Origin of the sequence: Kitasatospora sp. NBC_01302 (assembly GCF_035976515.1) — a bacterium.
In the GTDB taxonomy this organism is placed as follows: Bacteria; Actinomycetota; Actinomycetes; order Streptomycetales; family Streptomycetaceae; genus Kitasatospora.
Genome location: NZ_CP108404.1, coordinates 8632546 through 8650373, shown reverse-complemented (window position 1 = coordinate 8650373; position 17828 = coordinate 8632546). Strand labels below are relative to the sequence as shown.

The window sequence follows — 17828 nt, the reverse complement described above, 5'->3', positions numbered from 1 at the left end:
AGGCGACACCACCATGGACCAGCCGCACGGCGCGTTCGCCGACACCCGGACCGATCCGGCGGGCGAGCAGCAGTGGCAGCTGCGGCTCGCGCTGGACATCGCCGGGCTGGCCGCCTGGAGCGTCGATCTGGAGACCGGGGAGGAGCGCTGGTTCGCCGGATCCGACGAGCTGTTCGGCATGCGGCTCGGCCCGAGCCCTACCGGACAGCGGATCCTGGCGGCACTGGCGCCCGAGTACCGGCAGCCCGTCCTCGACGACTTCACCCGGGCCTGCGCGGAGGGCCGCGGCTTCACCCACCGCTACCTCATGCGCGACAGCTCCGGGCGCGAGCGCTGGATGCAGAGCAAGGCGCAGGTCCACTGGATCGGCGACCCGCCGCGCCGCGCGCTGGTCGGGGTCACCCGGGACATCACGGCGATCGTGAAGTCGCGCGGCGAACTCGAGGAGCGCGCCGAGACCGAGGCCGAACGCGCCACCGCGGTCCAGGAACTGGCCGGCGCGCTGCTGGCCGCCACCACGGTCGACGAGGTCGCCCGCGCCATCACCGACCGCTTCTTCCAGGGTGTGGACGCGATCGGCGCGGTGGTCCTGGTCCCCGAGCACGGCAGGCTGCGGACGCTGGCGAGCGCGGGCGCCGGGGTGGCGGCCGGGCGGGTGATGGAGGGCCTGCCGGTGACCGCGGCGGTCCCGGCCGCGCGCGTCATCCAGGAGAACCGGGCCTACTACGTCCGCTCCCACCAGGAGTTCCGGGCGCTCAGCGGCGGCGATCCGCACCAGTTGCTCTCCCTCACCGCCGCCCGCTCCTGGGCGATGCTCCCGCTCTCCCGGGGCGACCGCGCACCCGGCGCGCTGATCCTCGGCTACGCGCGCCGCCATGCCTTCCCGGTCGAGGAGCGGACCCTGCTGCTCGCCCTGGCCGGGCTCACCGGACAGGCCCTGGAACGCTCCGCCCTGCTCCAGGCCCGGATCGAGCTGGCCGCCGCCGTCCAGCACGTCCTGCTGCCCGGACGCCTGCCGGAGGTCCCCGGGCTGCGCCTGGCGGCCCGGTACCTGCCCGCCCGCGCCGGGGTCACCGTCGGCGGCGACTGGTACGACGTCGTCGCGCTGCCCGACGGCCGCTGCGCCCTGAGCATCGGGGACGTCGAGGGCCACGACGTGGAGTCGGCCGCCACCATGGGCCAGGTGCGCACCGCGCTGCGCGCCTTCGCGCAGAACGGCGCCGCCCCCGGCCAGGTGCTCGCCGCCACCAACGCCCTGCTCCACTCGCTGGACAGCCCGCTGCTGACCACCTGCACCTACGCCGTGCTGGACCTGGCGCGCGGCGAGCTGACGGCCGCCACCGCCGGACACGTCCCCGGGGTGCTCGGCCTGACCGGCGGCGGAACCTGCCTGCTGGCCCCACCACCCGGACCGCCGCTGGGCGTCGCACCGGACGCCGCGTACCCCGACCAACGCTGGTCCCTGGCCGAGGTGGAGACCCTCACGCTGCTGACGGACGGCCTGCTGGAGGGCCCCGGCCTCAGCCTGGACGACGGCCTCGACCTGGTGCGCGCGGCCATCGCCAACACCGACGGCCGCGACCCCGAACACCTGGCGGACGCGCTGCTCACCGCCGCCGACGCCGTCGACCACCGCGACGACGCCGCCCTGCTGACGGTGCGCCTCACCCGCTGACGCTCCCCGGCGCCCCGGGCGGGAAGGGCTCCACACCGACCACCCGGCGGACCTTCAACGGCTCCACCAGCACGGCGACGCGCTGCTCGCCGGGGACCGTCCACTCGTAGCGCGCGGCGCCCAGATAGGCCTGGGCCAGCTCGTCCAGGATCCGGTCCGCCTGCGGGCCCTGCACGAAGCGGACCGCGCGGCCGTGGATCTGCACCCGGTCGTAGGGATCCGCCGGGTCCGCGTGCGACAGGCACACCCTGGGGTCCCGGCGCAGGTTGCGTTCCTTGATCCGGCCCACCGCCGTGTTGAACAGCAGCAGATCCCCCTCCAGGCCCACCCACATCGGACTCACCTGCGGGGATCCGTCGGCACTGACCGTGGCCACGTACCAGATGTTCGGCGCCCCGAGCCTCGCGCGCACGTCCTGCGACATCGTCACCATGCCACGGCATCTCCCCAGCACCGCACCCGTTCACGCCACCCCAAGGGGCGGCGAGCTGCCCGGGGTGCCCCTCCCCCGGTCGATCGCCCGATCGGCCGATCCGGGTCCCGGGTGCGGCGTCCTAGGGTCGGTCGTGGCGGTGGACATGCTGCAACCCGGGTCCGCCGCCGCGGGACGGTCCAGGACCGTCCGCTGGCCATCAACTCCGATGTACAGAACCGAAGGAGGCGAGTCGCATGGCCGACGTCTCACACCACACGAGTGACCTCTCCACCCACCCCGACGTGTCGGAGATGCGGGCCCGGTACGCGCGCATGCTGGACGGGCCGCAGGGAGTAGCCGTCGACGGACTGGTCTTCCTGACCGGCCTCTACCTGGCGATCTCGGCATGGGTGGTGCACTTCAACGCCACCAGCCCCGAGCTGACCGCCTGCAACCTGATCGTCGGCCTCGCGGTCGCGGCCCTCGGGGTCGGACTGAGCGTGGCACCGGCCCGGATGCGCGGCCTGACCTGGGCCACGGCCCTGGCCGGCCTCTGGCTGATCGTCTCCCCGTGGATCGCCACGGCGGGCCACCACGCCTCGGCCGGCATGATCTGGAGCAACGTGATCGTCGGCGCCCTGACCGGGGTGCTCGCCCTGATCGCGAACCGGATGGTGCGCGGCGCGGGTGAACGGCGCTCCGGCGGTGGCCGGGGTTGATCCGGCACCGTCGCCGGACAGGCCCCGGGGCCGGGCCGCCTGTAGCAGGCGGCCCGGCCCCGTCATGCCCTGGGCGGCGGGAGGGGATCAGTCCGTGCGCTGTCAGCCGAGTTCGAACCGCGCGGCGATCTGCTCGATCAGCGGCAGGTGCTCCTCCCACGAGGCACTGCCCATGCCGAGCACGAAGGCCGAACTGCGCGGCCTCATCCTCGGAATCCTCTGCGGCCGCGCAGTCATCGCCGAGCCGACACCGCCGAGCAGACCCTCAGCATCCCGGTCCGGGGACCACCACCACGGGGCAGCGGGCGTGGTTCAGGCAGTACCGGTCCACCGGCCCCGCCGAGGCACCGGCGAACGCCTGCCGGCCCCGACTGCCGCCCAGGACCAGCAGGTCGGCGCCGTGCGCCCGGGCCAGCAGTTCCTCGGCGGCGTGGCCCAGCAGCACGCTCTGCCGGACCGCGACCGGCGGCCGGACCCCGGCCACCTCCGCGACGGCCCGGGCCAGTGTCCGCCCCGCCTCCCGGTCGCAGCGGGACTCCGGTCGCAGCGTGACCACCCCGTACATCGTCGGGTAGATCCAGCAGGTCACCGCCTCCAGGACGGCCCCGGTCAACCGGGCCTGGTCGAGCGCCCAGCGCAGGGCGCGGCGCGAGGTCGGCGAACCGTCCACGCCGACCACGATCCGGCGCTCCTCGGGGCAGTCGATGGTGCGTTCGCTCTCACTGGACATCGGCGTCGACCTCGGCGGGGTGGACGAGCAGGACCGGGCCGTGCGCGTGCTTGCGGCAGTAACGGCCGACCGAGTGCGGGTGCAGGAGCGACCGCACGCCGTGGCCGCCGTCCCCGAGCACCAGCAGGTCGGTGCTGTCGCAGGCGCAGTCGACCAGGACCGGGCCCGGGCTGCCCCGGACCACCTCCGGCTCGACCTCCAGGCCGTCGGTGCGCTCGCCGAGGGCCCGGGCGCAGGCCTCGGCCAGCGTGTTGCCGGCCGCCTCCAGCCAGATCCGCCGGTACTCCGGCGGCGAGGGCCAGCGCGCCTCGGCGGCCTCGCCGCCGGGCGGCACCAGCGCGAGCACCGGCCGCAGCGGCACGCCGTGCCGCTCGGCCTCCTCCGCCCCGAGGCGCAGGGCCGCCAGGCTGCCGGCCGATCCGTCGACTCCGACGACGACCTGTCGCACCGTGCTCGACATGACTGTCACCTTCCCTCTTCGCTCCGGTGTCCGCCGGGCGCGGGCAGGACAGGCCCTGGCGCCCACCTACGGGCACGGTCAACGCTAGTGCCGCATCAGGCAACCTTCGCCCCGTCGCGACGCCCGGCACGCCCTCTCGCCGCACCGGCCGAAAGCCCAAGTACGTCCAGTACGAGGACTTCCGGCCGGCACGCCGACAGCACGCACCGGACGCCGCTCCTTGACGGGCAAAGGCTGCCTGACGCGGCACTAGGAGGGCCGCGTCCTGCGCCTGGTCCGCCGACCGGTGGACCAGGCGGTGGAGGACTGCCGGGCCGGTCAGAAGTGCACCACCGGAGCCGCGTTCGCGTCCTCCACCACCCGCCCGCGGCGGTACAGCAGCGCGCTCGCCACCAGGCCGACCGCGAAGAACCCCGCCGACCACCAGTACGCGGTGGCGTAGCTCTCCAGGCCGGCCCGGGCCAGCACGGCCGGGTCCCGCGGGTCCCGGCCGGCCAGGTAGTGGTGGGCGGCGCTGGCGGCCAGTGTGTTGAGCAGCGCGGTGCCGATCGAACCGCCGATCTGCTGCATGGTGTTGACGGTGGCCGAGGCCACCCCGGCGTCGGCGGCGGCCACCCCGGAGACGGCCAGGTTCATGGCGGGCGCGATCATCAGGCCGATCCCGAGGCCCACCGCGATCAGCGGCGGCAGCAGGTGGGCCGGATAGTCGCTGTGCAGGCCCAGGCCGGTCAGCCACACCAGACCTGCCGCGGTGATGCCCATGCCCAGCGGGACCACGGGCTTGGGCCCGAACCGCGGGACGAGCACGCCGGTGGACAGGGTCGCGGTGACCATCAGGGCGCCGACCATGGGCAGGAAGGCCAGCCCGGTGCGGATCGGCGAGTAGCCCAGGGTGAGTTGCAGGTAGTAGGTCAGGAAGAGGAAGACCCCGAACATCCCGGCGCCGACGATGAGCACGGCGAGGAACGAGGCGCCGCGCGTGCGGTCCAGCAGGACGCGCAGCGGCAGCAGCGGGTGGGCAGCCCTGGTCTGCCACCAGGCGAACGCGGCCAGCAGCAGCGCTCCGCCCACCAGGAAGCCCCAGGTCGAGGGCGAATTCCAGCTGTGCGACTCGGCGTTGGAGAAGCCGTAGACCAGGTCGAAGAGTCCGACCGAGACCAGGACCATGCCGGGGACGTCGAGCCTGGCGCTGCGGTCGCGCGGTGTGCGCTGCAGCAGGAGCAGACCCCCGACGAAGGCGACGGCGGCGAAGCCCAGGTTCACGTACAGGGTCCAGCGCCAGCTCAGGTGCTCGGTGAGGACGCCGCCGAGCAGCAGGCCGATCGCCCCGCCCGCGCCGGCGATGGCGCCGAACACGCCGAAGGCCTTGGCGCGTTCCTTGCCGTCGGTGAAGGTCACGGTCAGCAGCGAGAGGGCCGCCGGGGCCAGCAGGGCGCCGAAGAGGCCCTGCAACGCGCGTGCGCCGACCAGGAGTTCGAAACTGCCGGCCGCGCCGCCGAGCGCGGAGGCCCCGGCGAATCCGAGCAGGCCGACCAGGAAGGTGGCCCGGCGGCCGAACAGGTCGGCGATCCGCCCGCCGAGCAGCAGCAGGCTGCCGAAGGCCAGTGCGTAGCCGGTGACCACCCACTGCCGGTTGCCGTCGGAGAAACCCAGGTCACGCTGGGCGGCGGGCAGGGCTATGTTCACGATGGTGGCGTCCAGGATCACCATCAGCTGGGCGGTGCTGATCACGGCCAGCGTCCACCAGCGGCGCCGCGCCCCGCCACTGCTGGGCGCCGGCCCGGGCGGGCCGGCGGTCTCGGCGGGGGCGGGTGCGGTTGTGCGGGTCACGGTCGAAAGCTCCAGGGTGGGTGAAACGTCGTGTCAGGAGTGCAGGAGCGCGGGCAGCAGCGCGGTCTCCACATAGCTGGTCAGGTAGTCGGCGTCGGCGAAGGCGTCCTCGAACAGCGGACGGGACAGCAGCACGGCGAAGAGCATCTGCGGCAGGAAGGCCAACGCCCCCGGCAGCGCAGGCAGTTCGCCCCGGTGCACGGCCCGCTCGACGAGCGCGTGCAGCCGTCCGATCTCCGGCCCGACCAGCCGCTCGCGCAGGGCCTCGGCCAGGCCGCGATCGGCCAGCGCGGCGTGTGACAGCGCGGTCATCAACGCGGTGTTCTCCTGCGCACTGTCGGCCAGCTGCCGCACGAGCGCCAGCAGGTCGCCCTTGAGCGTGCCGGTGTCGATGATCTCCAGGTCGACCGGCCGGGTCTCCTGCAGGGCCGCGGCGACCAGCTGCGGCTTTCCCTGCCAGACCTTGTAGAGCGTGGCCTTGCTGCACCGTCCGCGCAGGGCGACGGCATCCATGGTCATCGCCTCGTAGCCGACCTCGCGCAGCACCTCCAGGGCGGCGGACAGCAGGTCCGCCTCCCGCGCGGGCGTGACCCGCGCACGGCGTACCGGCGGCTTGACGTCCTCGTCCTGCATGCCTGCCTCCAAATAGAACAGAACCGTTCCGTACTTAAACTAGGCCCTCCGACATAAAAAACGCAACCGTTCTATAACGCGGGCGGCCACGACTCCCCTGGTGGATCGGCCGATCGACGGACAGACCCCGACCGGCGCGGCTCCTACGGTGGTGAGTGACCCTGCGGACGACGAGAAGTCCCGGGGCCCGTCGATGTCAGACCGTCGATGTCAGACCGTCGATGACAGACCTCAAGGTTGGGAGAGCACGATGTCGGTACTGGTCAAGCGCGTGGTGGTCGGGGTGGACGGCTCCGAGGGCAGCCTGGCCGCACTGAAGCAGGCCGCCTACGAGGCGATCCGCCACCGTGCCGTGCTCTGCCCCGTCCTCGCCTGGGAGGTGCCGGGCGGCGAGGTGCTCCCCTCCTCGCAGCCGACCCCCTTCCCGGCCTTCCAGGATGTGTGCCGGCGCTCGGAGCGGCAGGCCGAAGAGCGTCTGGCCGAGGCCTGCGACAGCGTCCTGGCCCAGATCCCGGAGAGCCTGGAGCTCTGCCCCCGGGTGCTGCGGGCCCAGCCCGGGCCGGCCCTGGTCGCCTGCTCGCGCAAGCGCACCGACATGCTCGTGGTGGGCGTCGGCGGACACGGCCGCGGCTACCACCTGCGCCACCGCTCGGTGCGCCGGCACTGCCTCAAGCACGCCGGCTGCCCGGTGCTGGTGGTCTCCCCCGGGCAGCACCCCGAGCCGGCCGCCGGGCCGGCCACCTCGGAGCCGCGCGCCGGCCGGATCGCGACACGTACCTCCGTCCGCGAGCTGCCGGTGCCGATGAAGCTGCGGTAGGTCCGGGCCCGGACCCGGCGCGCGAAGACGTCCGACCGAACGGAAGGCAGGAGAGCCATGAGCAGCACCATCACCCGCGTCGTCGTGGGAGTCGACGGATCGGAGAGCTGCCTGCCCGCGCTGCGGCAGGCCGCCGAGGAGGCCCGTCGCCACCGGGCCGAGCTGCAGCCGGTCATCCTCTACTCCTCCGCCCAGGGCGACTACATCGACCTGCGCTGGCCGCCGGAGGGCCCGATGGCCAGGCAACTGCACGACAAGGCCTACGGGAAGCTGATGGCCTCCTGCGAGCGCGCGCTCGGCGGCCTGCCGGAGGACGTGTACTGCACACCCACCGCCGCGCTCGGACCGCCCGGACCGCTGCTGGTCAGCGCGGCCCGCGGCGAGGACGTGCTGCTGGTGCTGGGCAGTTGCCCGCACGGACCGGTGCACCGGCTGCTGAAGGGCTCGGTGAGCGGCTACTGCGTGCGGCACTGCACCGGCCCGGTCCTGCTCGTCCCGCCCGAGGACCCGCCGAGGGAACGGCCGCCGGAGCAGCACGCACCGGCCTGAGGCCCACCGGCGGACCTGGCCCGTGCTCCGACCGGGAAGTCATGATCCGGAAACCCGATGGTCCCGCCCGCTGAAGCGTGGCATCCTGCCTCGATACGACGTGATCAACTATCTTGCGGGGTGGACTCCATGAGTGCGAAGGATCCGAAGGTCGACGCGATTGAGCGGTTCTTCACCGCCTACGCTGCCGGTGACGCCGAGAGCATGAGCGCCGTGCTGGCCGAGGACATCGAGTGGACGATCCCGGGCCGCCATCCGCTCTCGGGCACGAAGCGAGGAATCGCAGAGGTGCGCAGCTTCTTCGACCAGCTCGGCAAGGCGGGCTTCAAGGCCGAGCCGATCTTCTTCGGCACGAATGACGAATACGTGGTCGACATTCACCGTGGTTGGACGACCGAGGGTGTTGGCAAGGTGGACACCACGTGGGCCCTGGTCTGGCACTTCCGTGCCGACGGCAAGGTCGACCGCGTCGTCAACCTGAGCGGCGATCAGCACCAGATGGACGCTTTCATCTGGGACAACTTCACCCTCGCCCCGCTTCCGGACCGGCTGGCCTGACGGACTCTCCCCCCGCGGTGCTGGCCAGGACCTCGGACGTCCCCCGGATGGCGGTACCGTCCCTCCTTCGGCCCGAGCCGCGGCGCGACCCTGTGCCAGCCTGGCGACAGGAGACCGCCGAACCGCCGACCGCCGGCGGAGAACCGAGAGCGCCCACCCCGACTCCCGCCTCGAGAGGCAGCCATGAGCCGGACGCCGGAAGAGCCAGCCCCCGCCCACGGCACCGCCGCGCAGCCGGGCGAGGAGCCGCCCGGCCGGGTACGGGCGGTACCGGCGGCGCTGGCAGGGCTGGCCTTCGAGTCCGCCCCGACCGGCCTCGCGGTGCTCGACGCGGCCGGACACGAGCTCGCCGCGAACCACCGGTGGGCCGCGCTGCTCGGGCCGGGCCCCGACACCCCGAGCGGTTTCGCGTGGACCGAGCGCCTGCCCGCCGCCGTGCGGGAGGCGGCGCAGGAGATCTTGGAGCGCGCCCGGTCCCGAGGCCCGGGCGCCGTGGCCGGGCGACTGCTGGCCGTGCCGACCGGGACCGCCGCCGAACGGACGCTGCTGCTCAACGTCCGCGCCACCGCCGTACCCGGGCTCTGCGTGGCCGAGGTGGGCGAGGCGACCGAGGAGGTCGCCGAGCGGCGGGTGCAGCTGCGCCTGGCGCTGGACATCGCCTCGATGGCCGCCTGGAGCGTCGACCTGGCCACCGGTGAGGACCGCTGGTTCGCCGGCTCCGACGAGCTCTTCGGCCTGCAGGAGCAGCGCTCCCTCATCCGCGACCAGCTGCTGGCGGCCTTCGCGCCCGAGCGGCAGAACACCATCGCCCCCACCTTCGCCCGGGCGGCGCTGGACGGGGACGGCGTCTTCGGGACCAGGTTCGCGATGACGGACGACGCCGGGCGCCGGCGCTGGATGCGGGTCGACGCCCGGGTCCACCAGCTGGGCCGGCCGCCGCACCGCTGGCTGGTCGGCGTCACCCGGGACATCACCGAGGAGATGACCCGCCGCGGTGCCCTGGAGGAGCGGGTGGAGGCCGAGGCGGAGCGCTCGGCGCAGATCGAGGAGGTGGCCACCGCGCTGTTGTCGGCCTCCACCGCGGGCGACGTCGCCTCGGCCGTCACCGACCGCTTCCACCAGGGGCTCGGCGCGATCGGCGCCCTGGTGCTGGTCCCGGAGAACGGGCTGCTGCGGCCCCTGGCCACCTCCGGCGCCGGCGCCCGCGCGGGCGAGGCGATGGACGGGCTCCCGGTGGCAGCCGCTGTGCCGGCCTCCCGGGTGATCCGGGAGGGCGTGCCGTACTTCGTCCGCTCGCACGAGGAGTTCCGGGCGCTGAGCGAGGGCGACCCGTACGACCTGCTGGCCGTCACCGCCGCCCGGTCCTGGGCGATGCTGCCGCTGCGCCGCGGCGAGCGGCTGCCCGGCGCGCTGGTCCTGGGCTACGCCGAACAGCGCAGCTTCCCGCCCGAGGAGCGCACCCTGCTGCTCGCGCTGGCCGGACTGACCGGCCAGGCGCTGGAGCGCTCGGCCCTGGTGCAGCAGCGGATCGACCTCGCCCAGGCCGTGCAGCACGTGCTGATGCCCGAGGCGCTGCCGCGCCTGCCCGGGCTGCGGCTGGCCGCGCGCTACACGCCCGCCAGCGACGGCATCGCGGTCGGCGGCGACTGGTACGACGCCTTCCTGCTGCCCGACGGCCGCTACGGCCTGAGCATCGGCGACGTCGAGGGCCACGACGTGCAGGCGGCGGCGACCATGGGCCCGGTCCGCACCGCACTGCGCGCCTACGCCCAGACCGAGACGAGCCCGGGGCGGGTCCTCGCGGCCACCAACGAGCTGCTCTGCGCCCTGGGCGGCAGCTACTTCGCCACCTGCACCTACCTGGTGATCGACCCCGCCAGCAACGCGCTCAGCGCGGCCACCGCGGGCCACGTGCCGGGCATCCTCGGTCTCAAGGACGGCGCCACCCGCCTGCTCGCCCCACCGCCGGGGCCGCCGCTGGGCGTCCTGCCGAAGGCCGACTACCCCACCGTGCGGCACTCGCTCGCCCCGGTGTGCTGCCTGGTGCTGCTCACCGACGGGCTGGTCGAAGGACCGCAGATCGACCTGGACGCGGGCCTGGCGCTGGCCTGCGAGGCGGTCGGCGCGCACCGGCACAGCGATCCCGAGGTGCTGGCGGCGGCGCTGCTGCGCGCCTCGCGGCTGACCGGGCACCTCGACGACGCCAGCCTGCTGGCCGCCCGCTGGGACGCACCGGGCGCCCGCGACCGGCAAGCGGGGTGACCGTGAACCTGCCTATCGTGAGGGACGGGGCCGGTCCGGCACGAGGTGGAAGGCGGTGTGAGGGTGTCCACTCCCCCTGCGCAGGTGACGGTGGTGGTGGCCGACGACCACCCGGTGTACCGCGAGGGCATTGCCCGCGGCCTGCAACTGAGCGGCCGGATCAGCGTCCTGGCCGAGGTCGGCGACGGGCGGGCCGCGCTGGAGGCGATCCGTGAACTCGGCCCGGACGTGGCCCTGATCGACTACCGGATCCCCGAACTCGACGGCATCGCCGTCATCCACGCGGTGGTCCGCGACAAACTCCCCACCCGCACCCTGCTGTTGTCGGCCACCACCGACAGCGCCGTGGTGTTCCGGGCGCTGGAGGAGGGTGCCAGCGGCTACCTGGCCAAGGACGCCAAGCGCTCCGAGATCGTCGAGGCCGTGCTCAAGGTGGCCCGCGGCAAGCAGGTGGTGGCCGAGGAGCTGACCGGCGGCCTGGTCGACGAGATCCGCATCCGCGCCGACCGCGAGACCGTGGTGCTCACCGAACGCGAACGCCAGGTGCTGCGCGGCTTCGCCCAGGGACAGAGCATCCCGCAGCTCGCCGCCGAGCTGTACCTGGGCGCGAGCACGGTCAAGACACACACCCAGCGGCTCTACGAGAAGCTCGGCGTCAGCGACCGGGCCGCCGCGGTGGCGGAGGCGATGCGGCGCGGCCTGCTGGAGTGATCCGGGGCCGGTCGGTCACCGGATCGACCGGCCCGGCCGCGCGCGTCCCCACCTCCCACCGCCGGCAAGGACACCCATGAACAGGCTCTCCCGGTCCGCCCACCCCGGCCGCCGGGCGGTGCTGGCCGGGGTGGCCGGGCTGGGAGCGGCGCTCCTCACGCCCGGCACCGCCACCGGCACCACCTGCGCAGCCGCTGCGAGCCGTCCTGCAGGAGGCCTCGGGCAGCCGCCCGCCACCGCCGGTGCCGCGAAGCGTCAGCTGCGCGGGCTGTGGATCTCGTCCCTGGACAACATCGACTGGCCGCGGCACCGCGGGCTGGGCGCGGAGCAGTTGCGGGCCGACTTCGTCGCCCTGCTCGACGAGGCGCGCGCGATCGGGTTCAACACGGTGTTCGTGCAGGTCCGGCCGACCGCGGACGCGCTGTGGCCGTCACCGTTCGAGCCGTGGTCGCAGTGGCTGACGGGCACCCAGGGCCAGGACCCGGGCTGGGACCCGCTGGCTTTCATGGTCCGGGCCACCCACGAGCGCGGGCTGCTGTTCCACGCGTGGTTCAACCCGTTCCGGGTGGCGATCCAACCGGATGCGGCCAAGCTGGTCCCCGACCACCCCGCCCGCCGCAACCCCGACTGGGCGGTCGTCTACAACGGCGAGATCTACTACAACCCCGGCATCCCCGCCGTCCGGGAGTTCGTCCAGCGGGCGATCATGGACGCCGTGGTCCGCTACGACATCGACGGCGTCCACTTCGACGACTACTTCTACCCGTACCCCGGCCGGCACGACTTCCCCGACGCCGCCGCCTTCGCCGCCCACGGGAAGGGCTTCGCCAAGCGGGCCGCCTGGCGCCGCAACAACATCGACCTGATGGTGCGGCAGACCCGCGACCTGGTGCGGGCCGCCCGCCCCGAGGCGGTCTACGGCGTCAGCCCCTTCGGCGTCTGGCGCAACAGGACGTCCGACCCGGCCGGCTCCGCCACCGACGCCCTGCAGAGCTACGACCAGCAGTACTGCGACACCCGCGGCTGGGTGCGCAAGGGCTGGGTCGACTACATCGCGCCCCAGCTCTACTGGTACCTCGGCTTCACCCCCGCCGACTACGCGGTGCTCGCCCCCTGGTGGGCCGAGCAGACCGCAGGCACCGACATCCAGCTGTGGATCGGCCAGTCCGCCTCCCGCCCCGGCGCACCCGAGCGCCCCGCCCCCTGGCAGGATCCCGCCGAACTCTCCCGCCACCTCGCCCTCAACGCCACCCTGCCCGCCATCGGCGGCGACATCTTCTTCAGCGCCCGCAGCGTCCAGCTCGACCGCATCGGCGCCATCCGCAGGCTGGCCGCCGACCACTGGCAGCGCCCGGCCCTGAGCCCGCTGCTCCCCCGCCTCGCGCACGCCGCCCCGCCCGGGCCGCCGCTGCTGTGGCCCGCGGCCGGCCCGCCCGCGCTGCGGATCTCCCCGTGCCCGGCCACCGGGCGAGGCTCCCCGCCGTTCCAGTACGCGCTGTACCGCTACGACCGCCACCCCGGGGCCGCCCCGCCCGCCGACCCGGCCCGCCTGACCGCCCTGCTGCCCGCCCTCGGCACCGACCACCACCGGCCATCACCCGGCACGCCGAGCGCCTGGTACGCGGCCACCGCCGTCGACCGCGCCGGCCGCGAGGGCCCGCCCGGCGCTCCCGTGTGGCTGCCGTCCTCCTGAGAGCGGACCGCCCCCGGACCGCCCCGGGCCGTCGCGCGGCCCTCACCCGGGCAGGTTCAGCTGCCAGGAGACCCCGAAGCGGTCGTTGACCCAGCCGAACCTGGCGCTGAAGCCGTAGGACCCCAGCGGCATCAGCTCCGTACCCCGCTCGGCGAGCGCCGCGTGCAGCCGGTCGATCTCGGCCTCGTCCTCGCACTGCACGTAGAGCGAGACCGCGGGGGTGAAGCCGAAGTCGTGGCGCACCGGGCTGTCGATGCAGATGAACCGCTGCCCGGCGAGCGAGAACGCCGCCTGGTACACCTTGCCCGCCGGGCCGGGCCCGTCGGCGCCGTAGCGGGTGAGGCTGATGATCTCGGCGTCGTCGAAGAGCGAGGTGTAGAGGGTCATCGCCTCCTCGGCACAGCCCTCGAACATCAGGAACGTGGTGATCTTCTGTGGCGTCACGATCGCCATGCCACGTGCTCCTTCACTCGCCCGGCCGCCGCACCCGGCCATACTACTGAGCGTGACCCGGCGACCGCGGGCGCGACGTGGCCCGGCCCGCGAACGTGACCGGCCGGCGGCCCGGCGCTCACCCGTCCGGCGGTCGGCGGCGGCCACCCGGCCGGGCGGCGGTCAGACTGGCAGGCACAGGCGGCTGCCAAGGAGGGTCCACGATGGCGCAGGCCCGGCCCAGCGCCGAGACTGAGCAGCTGCAGGCGCTGCTGCGCGGGCGGGACTTCCGCAGGCTGCTGCTCGTCTCCGCGCTGGTCGGCGTGCCCGTGTCGCTGGTCGCCTTCGGGTTCGTCAGCCTTGAGCACTGGCTGCAGCACGGGGTGTGGCAGTGGCTCCCGCAGCAGCTGGGCTGGTCCGGTCCGCCGTGGTGGTGGCCGCTGCCCGCGCTGCTGCTGGCCGGGATCCTGGTGGCGCTCGTGGTCACCTTCCTGCCCGGGAACGGCGGGCACGTCCCGGCCCACGGCCTGGGCATGACGGCGACCACCCCCGCGGCGCTGCCCGGGATCTTCCTGGCCGCGATCGCGGGCCTGCCGCTGGGCGCGGTCCTCGGTCCGGAGGCGCCGCTGATGGCACTCGGCAGCGGGCTGGCCCTGCTGGGTGTCGAGCGGGTGCGCCCGGACCTGCCCCCGCAGGCACGGAACGTGCTCGGGGCCTCCGGTGCCGCGGCGGCGATCTCCGTCATCTTCGGCAATCCGCTGGTCGCGGGGGTGCTGCTGATCGAGGCCGCGGGCGTCGGCGGCCCGCAGCTGTCCCTGCTCCTGCTGCCCTGCCTGCTGGCCAGCGGCGTCGGCGCACTGGTCTTCACCGGCTTCGACCACTGGTCCGGCTTCGGGATCGGGGCGCTGAACCTGCCGACCGTGCCGCCGGATCACACGCCCAGCGCGGGCGACTTCCTGTGGGGCGTGCCGCTCGCCGTCCTGATCGCGTGCTGCATGGTGCCGTCCGTGCGACTGAGCGGGCGCCTGGCCGGGCTGGTGGAGCGGCGGACCGTCCTGCTGACCGTCGCCTGCGCGACGGCGGTCGGCGGCTGCGCCGCGGTGTACGCACTGGCCACCGGCCGGTCGTCGCAGGAGGCCGTGCTGTCCGGCCAGGCCACGCTCGCCCAGCTGGCCGCGACGCCGCACGCGTGGTCGGTCGCCGCACTGCTGGCGCTGGTGGTGCTCAAGGGAGTGGGGTGGATCCTCTCCATGGGCAGCCTGCGGGGCGGCCCGATCTTCCCCTCGCTCTTCCTCGGCTCGGCCCTGGCCACCCTCCTGGTGGGGGTACCGGGCTTCGGGCCCGCCCCGGCGCTGGCGGTGGGCCTGGCGGCCGGGAGCGCGGCCGTGCTGCGGCTGCCGCTCACCGCCGTCGTGCTGGCCACCCTGCTGCTCGGCAAGGACGCCCCGGACGAGTTGCCGCTGGTGATCGTCTCTGCCGTGGTCTCCTTCGTCACCGGCGAGCTGCTGCGCGCGGCGCCCTCGGCGCGTGCGCTGCTGGCCCGGCGCTCCTCGCACCGGTAGGGCCTCCCCCAGCGGCTCAGCGCCGCCAGCGCCGCTGCTCCGCGATGCGGCGCCGGATGACGAACAGGTCGATCACCGCGATGACGGTGAACACCGCGCACAGCACGGCCAGCCCGGTGTAGAACGCGCGATCCGCGCTGGGCGCGGGCAGCGCATTCGCCGCGAGCAGCGCGAAGACGACGGTACCGAGCAGGAAGAGCGGCGCGAAGATCCGGTTCAGCACCCGCCGGGCCGCCAGGTCGCTGCTCGCCGAGCGCGGCTCCTCGCCGGTACGCCGCCACCGCCGGGCAGCGGCGCGGGCGCGGCGGTCGGCCGCCACGGCCCGCCAGTACTCGCCGACGTGCTTGTGTTCGCGGTGCGGCTGGGACACCTGGTCCTTCGTTCTCGGTGCGGGGTGGTCGTCACCGGTCCCCTACCCCGTGGCAGCGAGGGAACGCGAGCGCCGGCGGATTCGTCGTCCGATCGATCCAGGAGTGTCGATCCAGGGGTTCACGGGGCCACCTCGTCCGTGGCGGCTGCCGGGACGACCGTGCCGGTCCAGGTCGCGTTGACGTTCTTCGCCGTCACGGCGGCGCGGCGGGAGGTGGCGTAGAAGGCGGTCGCGGCGAGGAGCAGCACCACGAAGATCACCACGACACCCGCGGTGCCGCCGATCCCGTGCGCGGCCCAGTAGGCCACCGCGCCGACCAGCGCCGCCGCCGGCAGGGTGAACAGCCAGGCGACCGCCATCCGGCGGGCGACGTGCCAGCGCACCACCGCGTCCTTCCTGGCGACCCCGGCGCCCAGGATCGAGCCGGTCGCCACGTGGGTGGTGGAGAGCGAGTAGCCGAAGTCGGTGGAGGAGAGGATCACCGCGGCGGAGGCCGACTCACTGGCCAGCCCCTGCTGGGGCTCGATCTCCACCAGCCCCTTGCCCAAGGTCCGGATGACCCGCCAGCCGCCGATGTAGGTGCCCAGCGCGATCGCCGCCGCGCAGGAGGCGATCACCCAGTCCGGGGCCTTGGCCCCGCTGCCCAGGGTTCCGTTGGCGATCAGTGCCAGGGTGATGACGCCCATCGTCTTCTGCGCGTCGTTGGTGCCGTGGGCGAGCGAGACCATCGAGGCCGAGCCGACCTGGCCGATCCGGAAGCCGTGCGCGCGCGGACGCTCGGCGACCTGCCGGGTCAGGCGGTAGACCAGCCAGGTGCCGAGGGCGGCGATCGCGCCCGCGATGAAGGGCGACAGCGCGGCGGGCACGATCACCTTGGAGACCAGGCCCTGCCACTTGACGGCCGAGCCGCCCGCCGCCGCCATCGTGGCCCCGATGACGCCGCCGATCAGCGCGTGCGAGGAACTGGAGGGGATCCCGAGGAACCAGGTGGCCAGGTTCCACAGGATGCTGCCGGTCAGACCGGCGAAGACCACGGTCAGTGTCACGTCGTGCGTGTCGACCAGGCCGTTGGCGATGGTCGCCGCCACGGCCGTCGACAGGAACGCGCCGACCAGGTTGAGCACGGCCGAGATGGCGACGGCGATGCGCGGGGGGAGGGCTCCGGTGACGATGGAGGTCGCCATGGCGTTGCCGGTGTCGTGGAATCCGTTGGTGAAGTCGAAGCCCAGCGCGGTGACGACCACCAGCGCCAGGACCGCGTCGTTGCCGGTCACGCAGACGAACCTAACCTGTCGCCCGGGCCGCCCGGGTCCGCGACACCCGCTCTTCGGGGGCGCCCTGCCCGGGCCCCGGCCGCACTCGCTCCCCGGCCCCGCAGCCGTGCGGTGGCACGACTGCGGGGCCGGGCACCGAGCGGAACGGGGCCTGCCGCGGGCTCAGCGCAGGCCGGCGAAGAGGTCGTTCTCGGGCAGCGCCGCGCCGGTGGTGTCCTGGACCCGTACGAAGGTCTCCACCCCCATCAGCTCGGTGAACCTCTCCTTGCCCATCCGCAGGAAGAAGATGTTCTCGCTCTGGCTGGCGTGGGCGAGCAGCGCGTCGAACTTCTGGCCGCCGAACGCGGTGGTGTCCACCCAGGTGGTGATCTCCTCGTCGGGCAGCCCGATCTCGGGCATCGCGGCGGCCTCCGCCGGGTCCGGCTCCTCCCAGTCGGCACCGAACTCGCGCATGACCTCCCCGAAGCGCGCCATCATCGAGCGCGGGGCCGTCGTCCAGTACACCTTCGACGCGAGGCCGGTGCGCTCCAGCGCGGCCATCGTGACCCGGTTCGCCTGGATGTGATCGGGGTGGCCGTAGAACCCGTTCTCGTCGTAGGTCACCACCACATCGGGCTGGTGGCGCAGCATCAACTCGCCCAGGCGGGCGGCGGCCTCCTCCACCGGCGTGCTCCAGAACGATCCGGGCGCGTCATTGGCCGGCCAGCCCATCATGCCCGAGTCGGCGTACCCGAGCAGCTCCAGGTGGGTGACCTTCAGGACGTCGCAGCTCGCTTCGAGTTCGGTGCGACGCATCGCGGCGACGGCCGCCGGGTCGTGCCCGGGGTCGCCCGGCTTGGCTCCCCCCGGGCCGTCACCGCAGCCGCCGTCGGTACAGGTGACCAGGACCGTGCGAAAGCCCTCGGCCGCATAGCGCGCGAGAACTCCCCCCGTTCCGGTGGCCTCGTCGTCGGGGTGGGCGTGCACTGCCATCAGCGTCAAGGGCCGGTCGGCCATGAGAACCATCCTCCAGTAGGTCGGGTTACCGGGCCCCAGTCTGCGGCACCGCCGACGGTGCCCGCCCGCATATACCCGGAGGACGGGTTTTGCGGCGAGCGGGCCGAGCACTGATGAAGCGCCCCTCCCGTCCGGGCTCTGC

Annotated in this window: 17 protein-coding genes and 1 pseudogene; 9 read left to right on the top strand and 9 right to left on the bottom strand. The window is 73.9% G+C overall.

The features are described from left to right. The first annotated feature begins 13 nt into the window (after positions 1-13). Complete coding sequence (locus OG294_RS37585) at positions 14-1675, top strand: SpoIIE family protein phosphatase (protein WP_327071059.1); 1662 nt, start codon at positions 14-16, stop codon at positions 1673-1675. Here the strand turns inward: OG294_RS37585 and OG294_RS37580 are convergent. Beyond that, on the bottom strand, positions 1665-2108 hold the full coding sequence (locus OG294_RS37580) for a PPOX class F420-dependent oxidoreductase (RefSeq protein WP_442789289.1): 444 nt from the start codon (positions 2106-2108) through the stop codon (positions 1665-1667). The two genes, OG294_RS37585 and OG294_RS37580, sit on opposite strands and share 11 nt — an antisense overlap. Before the next feature lie 236 nt (positions 2109-2344). On the opposite strand from OG294_RS37580, the gene OG294_RS37575 reads away from it, so the two are divergent. Beyond that, the gene (locus tag OG294_RS37575) at positions 2345-2809 is read left to right on the top strand and encodes an SPW repeat protein (RefSeq protein ID WP_327071058.1); all 465 of its coding nucleotides are present in this window, start codon (positions 2345-2347) and stop codon (positions 2807-2809) included. A gap of 265 nt (positions 2810-3074) precedes the next feature. Here the strand turns inward: OG294_RS37575 and OG294_RS37570 are convergent, their stop codons facing one another. The 4 genes from OG294_RS37570 to OG294_RS37555 form a co-directional block, all read right to left on the bottom strand. Then, positions 3075-3539: a universal stress protein gene (locus tag OG294_RS37570; protein ID WP_327071057.1), complete on the bottom strand. Its 465-nt coding sequence runs from the start codon at positions 3537-3539 to the stop codon at positions 3075-3077. Beyond that, on the bottom strand, positions 3529-3999 hold the full coding sequence (locus OG294_RS37565) for a universal stress protein (protein ID WP_327071056.1): 471 nt from the start codon (positions 3997-3999) through the stop codon (positions 3529-3531). The genes OG294_RS37570 and OG294_RS37565 overlap by 11 nt, the downstream gene beginning before the upstream one ends. A 318-nt stretch (positions 4000-4317) precedes the next feature. After that, entirely contained in the window at positions 4318-5829 is a 1512-nt protein-coding gene (locus OG294_RS37560) for an MFS transporter (protein WP_327071055.1), read from the bottom strand. Between the two features lie 33 nt (positions 5830-5862). After that, entirely contained in the window at positions 5863-6462 is a 600-nt protein-coding gene (locus OG294_RS37555) for a TetR/AcrR family transcriptional regulator (protein WP_327071054.1), read from the bottom strand. A 250-nt stretch (positions 6463-6712) separates the two neighbouring features. Between OG294_RS37555 and OG294_RS37550 the strand changes: the two genes are divergently transcribed. The 6 genes and pseudogenes from OG294_RS37550 to OG294_RS37525 form a co-directional block, all read left to right on the top strand. After that, positions 6713-7279: a universal stress protein gene (locus tag OG294_RS37550; protein ID WP_327071053.1), complete on the top strand. Its 567-nt coding sequence runs from the start codon at positions 6713-6715 to the stop codon at positions 7277-7279. A 57-nt stretch (positions 7280-7336) separates the two neighbouring features. Then, entirely contained in the window at positions 7337-7828 is a 492-nt protein-coding gene (locus OG294_RS37545) for a universal stress protein (RefSeq protein ID WP_327071052.1), read from the top strand. 129 nt (positions 7829-7957) lie between these two features. Next, a complete protein-coding gene (locus OG294_RS37540) occupies positions 7958-8386 on the top strand; it encodes a nuclear transport factor 2 family protein (RefSeq protein WP_327071051.1) in 429 nt (142 codons plus the stop codon). Positions 8387-8569: 183 nt separating this feature from the next. Further along, the gene (locus OG294_RS37535) at positions 8570-10648 is read left to right on the top strand and encodes a SpoIIE family protein phosphatase (protein WP_327071050.1); all 2079 of its coding nucleotides are present in this window, start codon (positions 8570-8572) and stop codon (positions 10646-10648) included. A gap of 63 nt (positions 10649-10711) precedes the next feature. Beyond that, entirely contained in the window at positions 10712-11359 is a 648-nt protein-coding gene (locus OG294_RS37530; protein WP_327071049.1) for a response regulator transcription factor, read from the top strand. A 76-nt stretch (positions 11360-11435) separates the two neighbouring features. Further along, positions 11436-12728, top strand: a pseudogene (locus OG294_RS37525) (glycoside hydrolase family 10 protein); the annotation flags it as partial. 366 nt (positions 12729-13094) lie between these two features. Here the strand turns inward: OG294_RS37525 and OG294_RS37520 are convergent. Further along, positions 13095-13505: a VOC family protein gene (locus OG294_RS37520; protein ID WP_327071047.1), complete on the bottom strand. Its 411-nt coding sequence runs from the start codon at positions 13503-13505 to the stop codon at positions 13095-13097. 203 nt (positions 13506-13708) lie between these two features. Between OG294_RS37520 and OG294_RS37515 the strand changes: the two genes are divergently transcribed. Then, the gene (locus tag OG294_RS37515; RefSeq protein ID WP_327071046.1) at positions 13709-15046 is read left to right on the top strand and encodes a chloride channel protein; all 1338 of its coding nucleotides are present in this window, start codon (positions 13709-13711) and stop codon (positions 15044-15046) included. A 16-nt stretch (positions 15047-15062) separates the two neighbouring features. Here OG294_RS37515 and OG294_RS37510 read toward each other — a convergent pair whose 3' ends face one another. The 3 genes from OG294_RS37510 to OG294_RS37500 all read right to left on the bottom strand — a co-directional run bounded on the left by OG294_RS37510 (position 15063) and on the right by OG294_RS37500 (position 17686). Beyond that, positions 15063-15416: a hypothetical protein gene (locus OG294_RS37510; protein ID WP_327071045.1), complete on the bottom strand. Its 354-nt coding sequence runs from the start codon at positions 15414-15416 to the stop codon at positions 15063-15065. A 119-nt stretch (positions 15417-15535) separates the two neighbouring features. Further along, positions 15536-16690, bottom strand: coding sequence for an inorganic phosphate transporter (locus OG294_RS37505; RefSeq protein ID WP_327071044.1), 1155 nt, complete (start codon positions 16688-16690; stop codon positions 15536-15538). A gap of 162 nt (positions 16691-16852) precedes the next feature. Next, a complete protein-coding gene (locus OG294_RS37500; protein ID WP_327071043.1) occupies positions 16853-17686 on the bottom strand; it encodes a PIG-L family deacetylase in 834 nt (277 codons plus the stop codon). Positions 17687-17828: the final 142 nt, after the last annotated feature.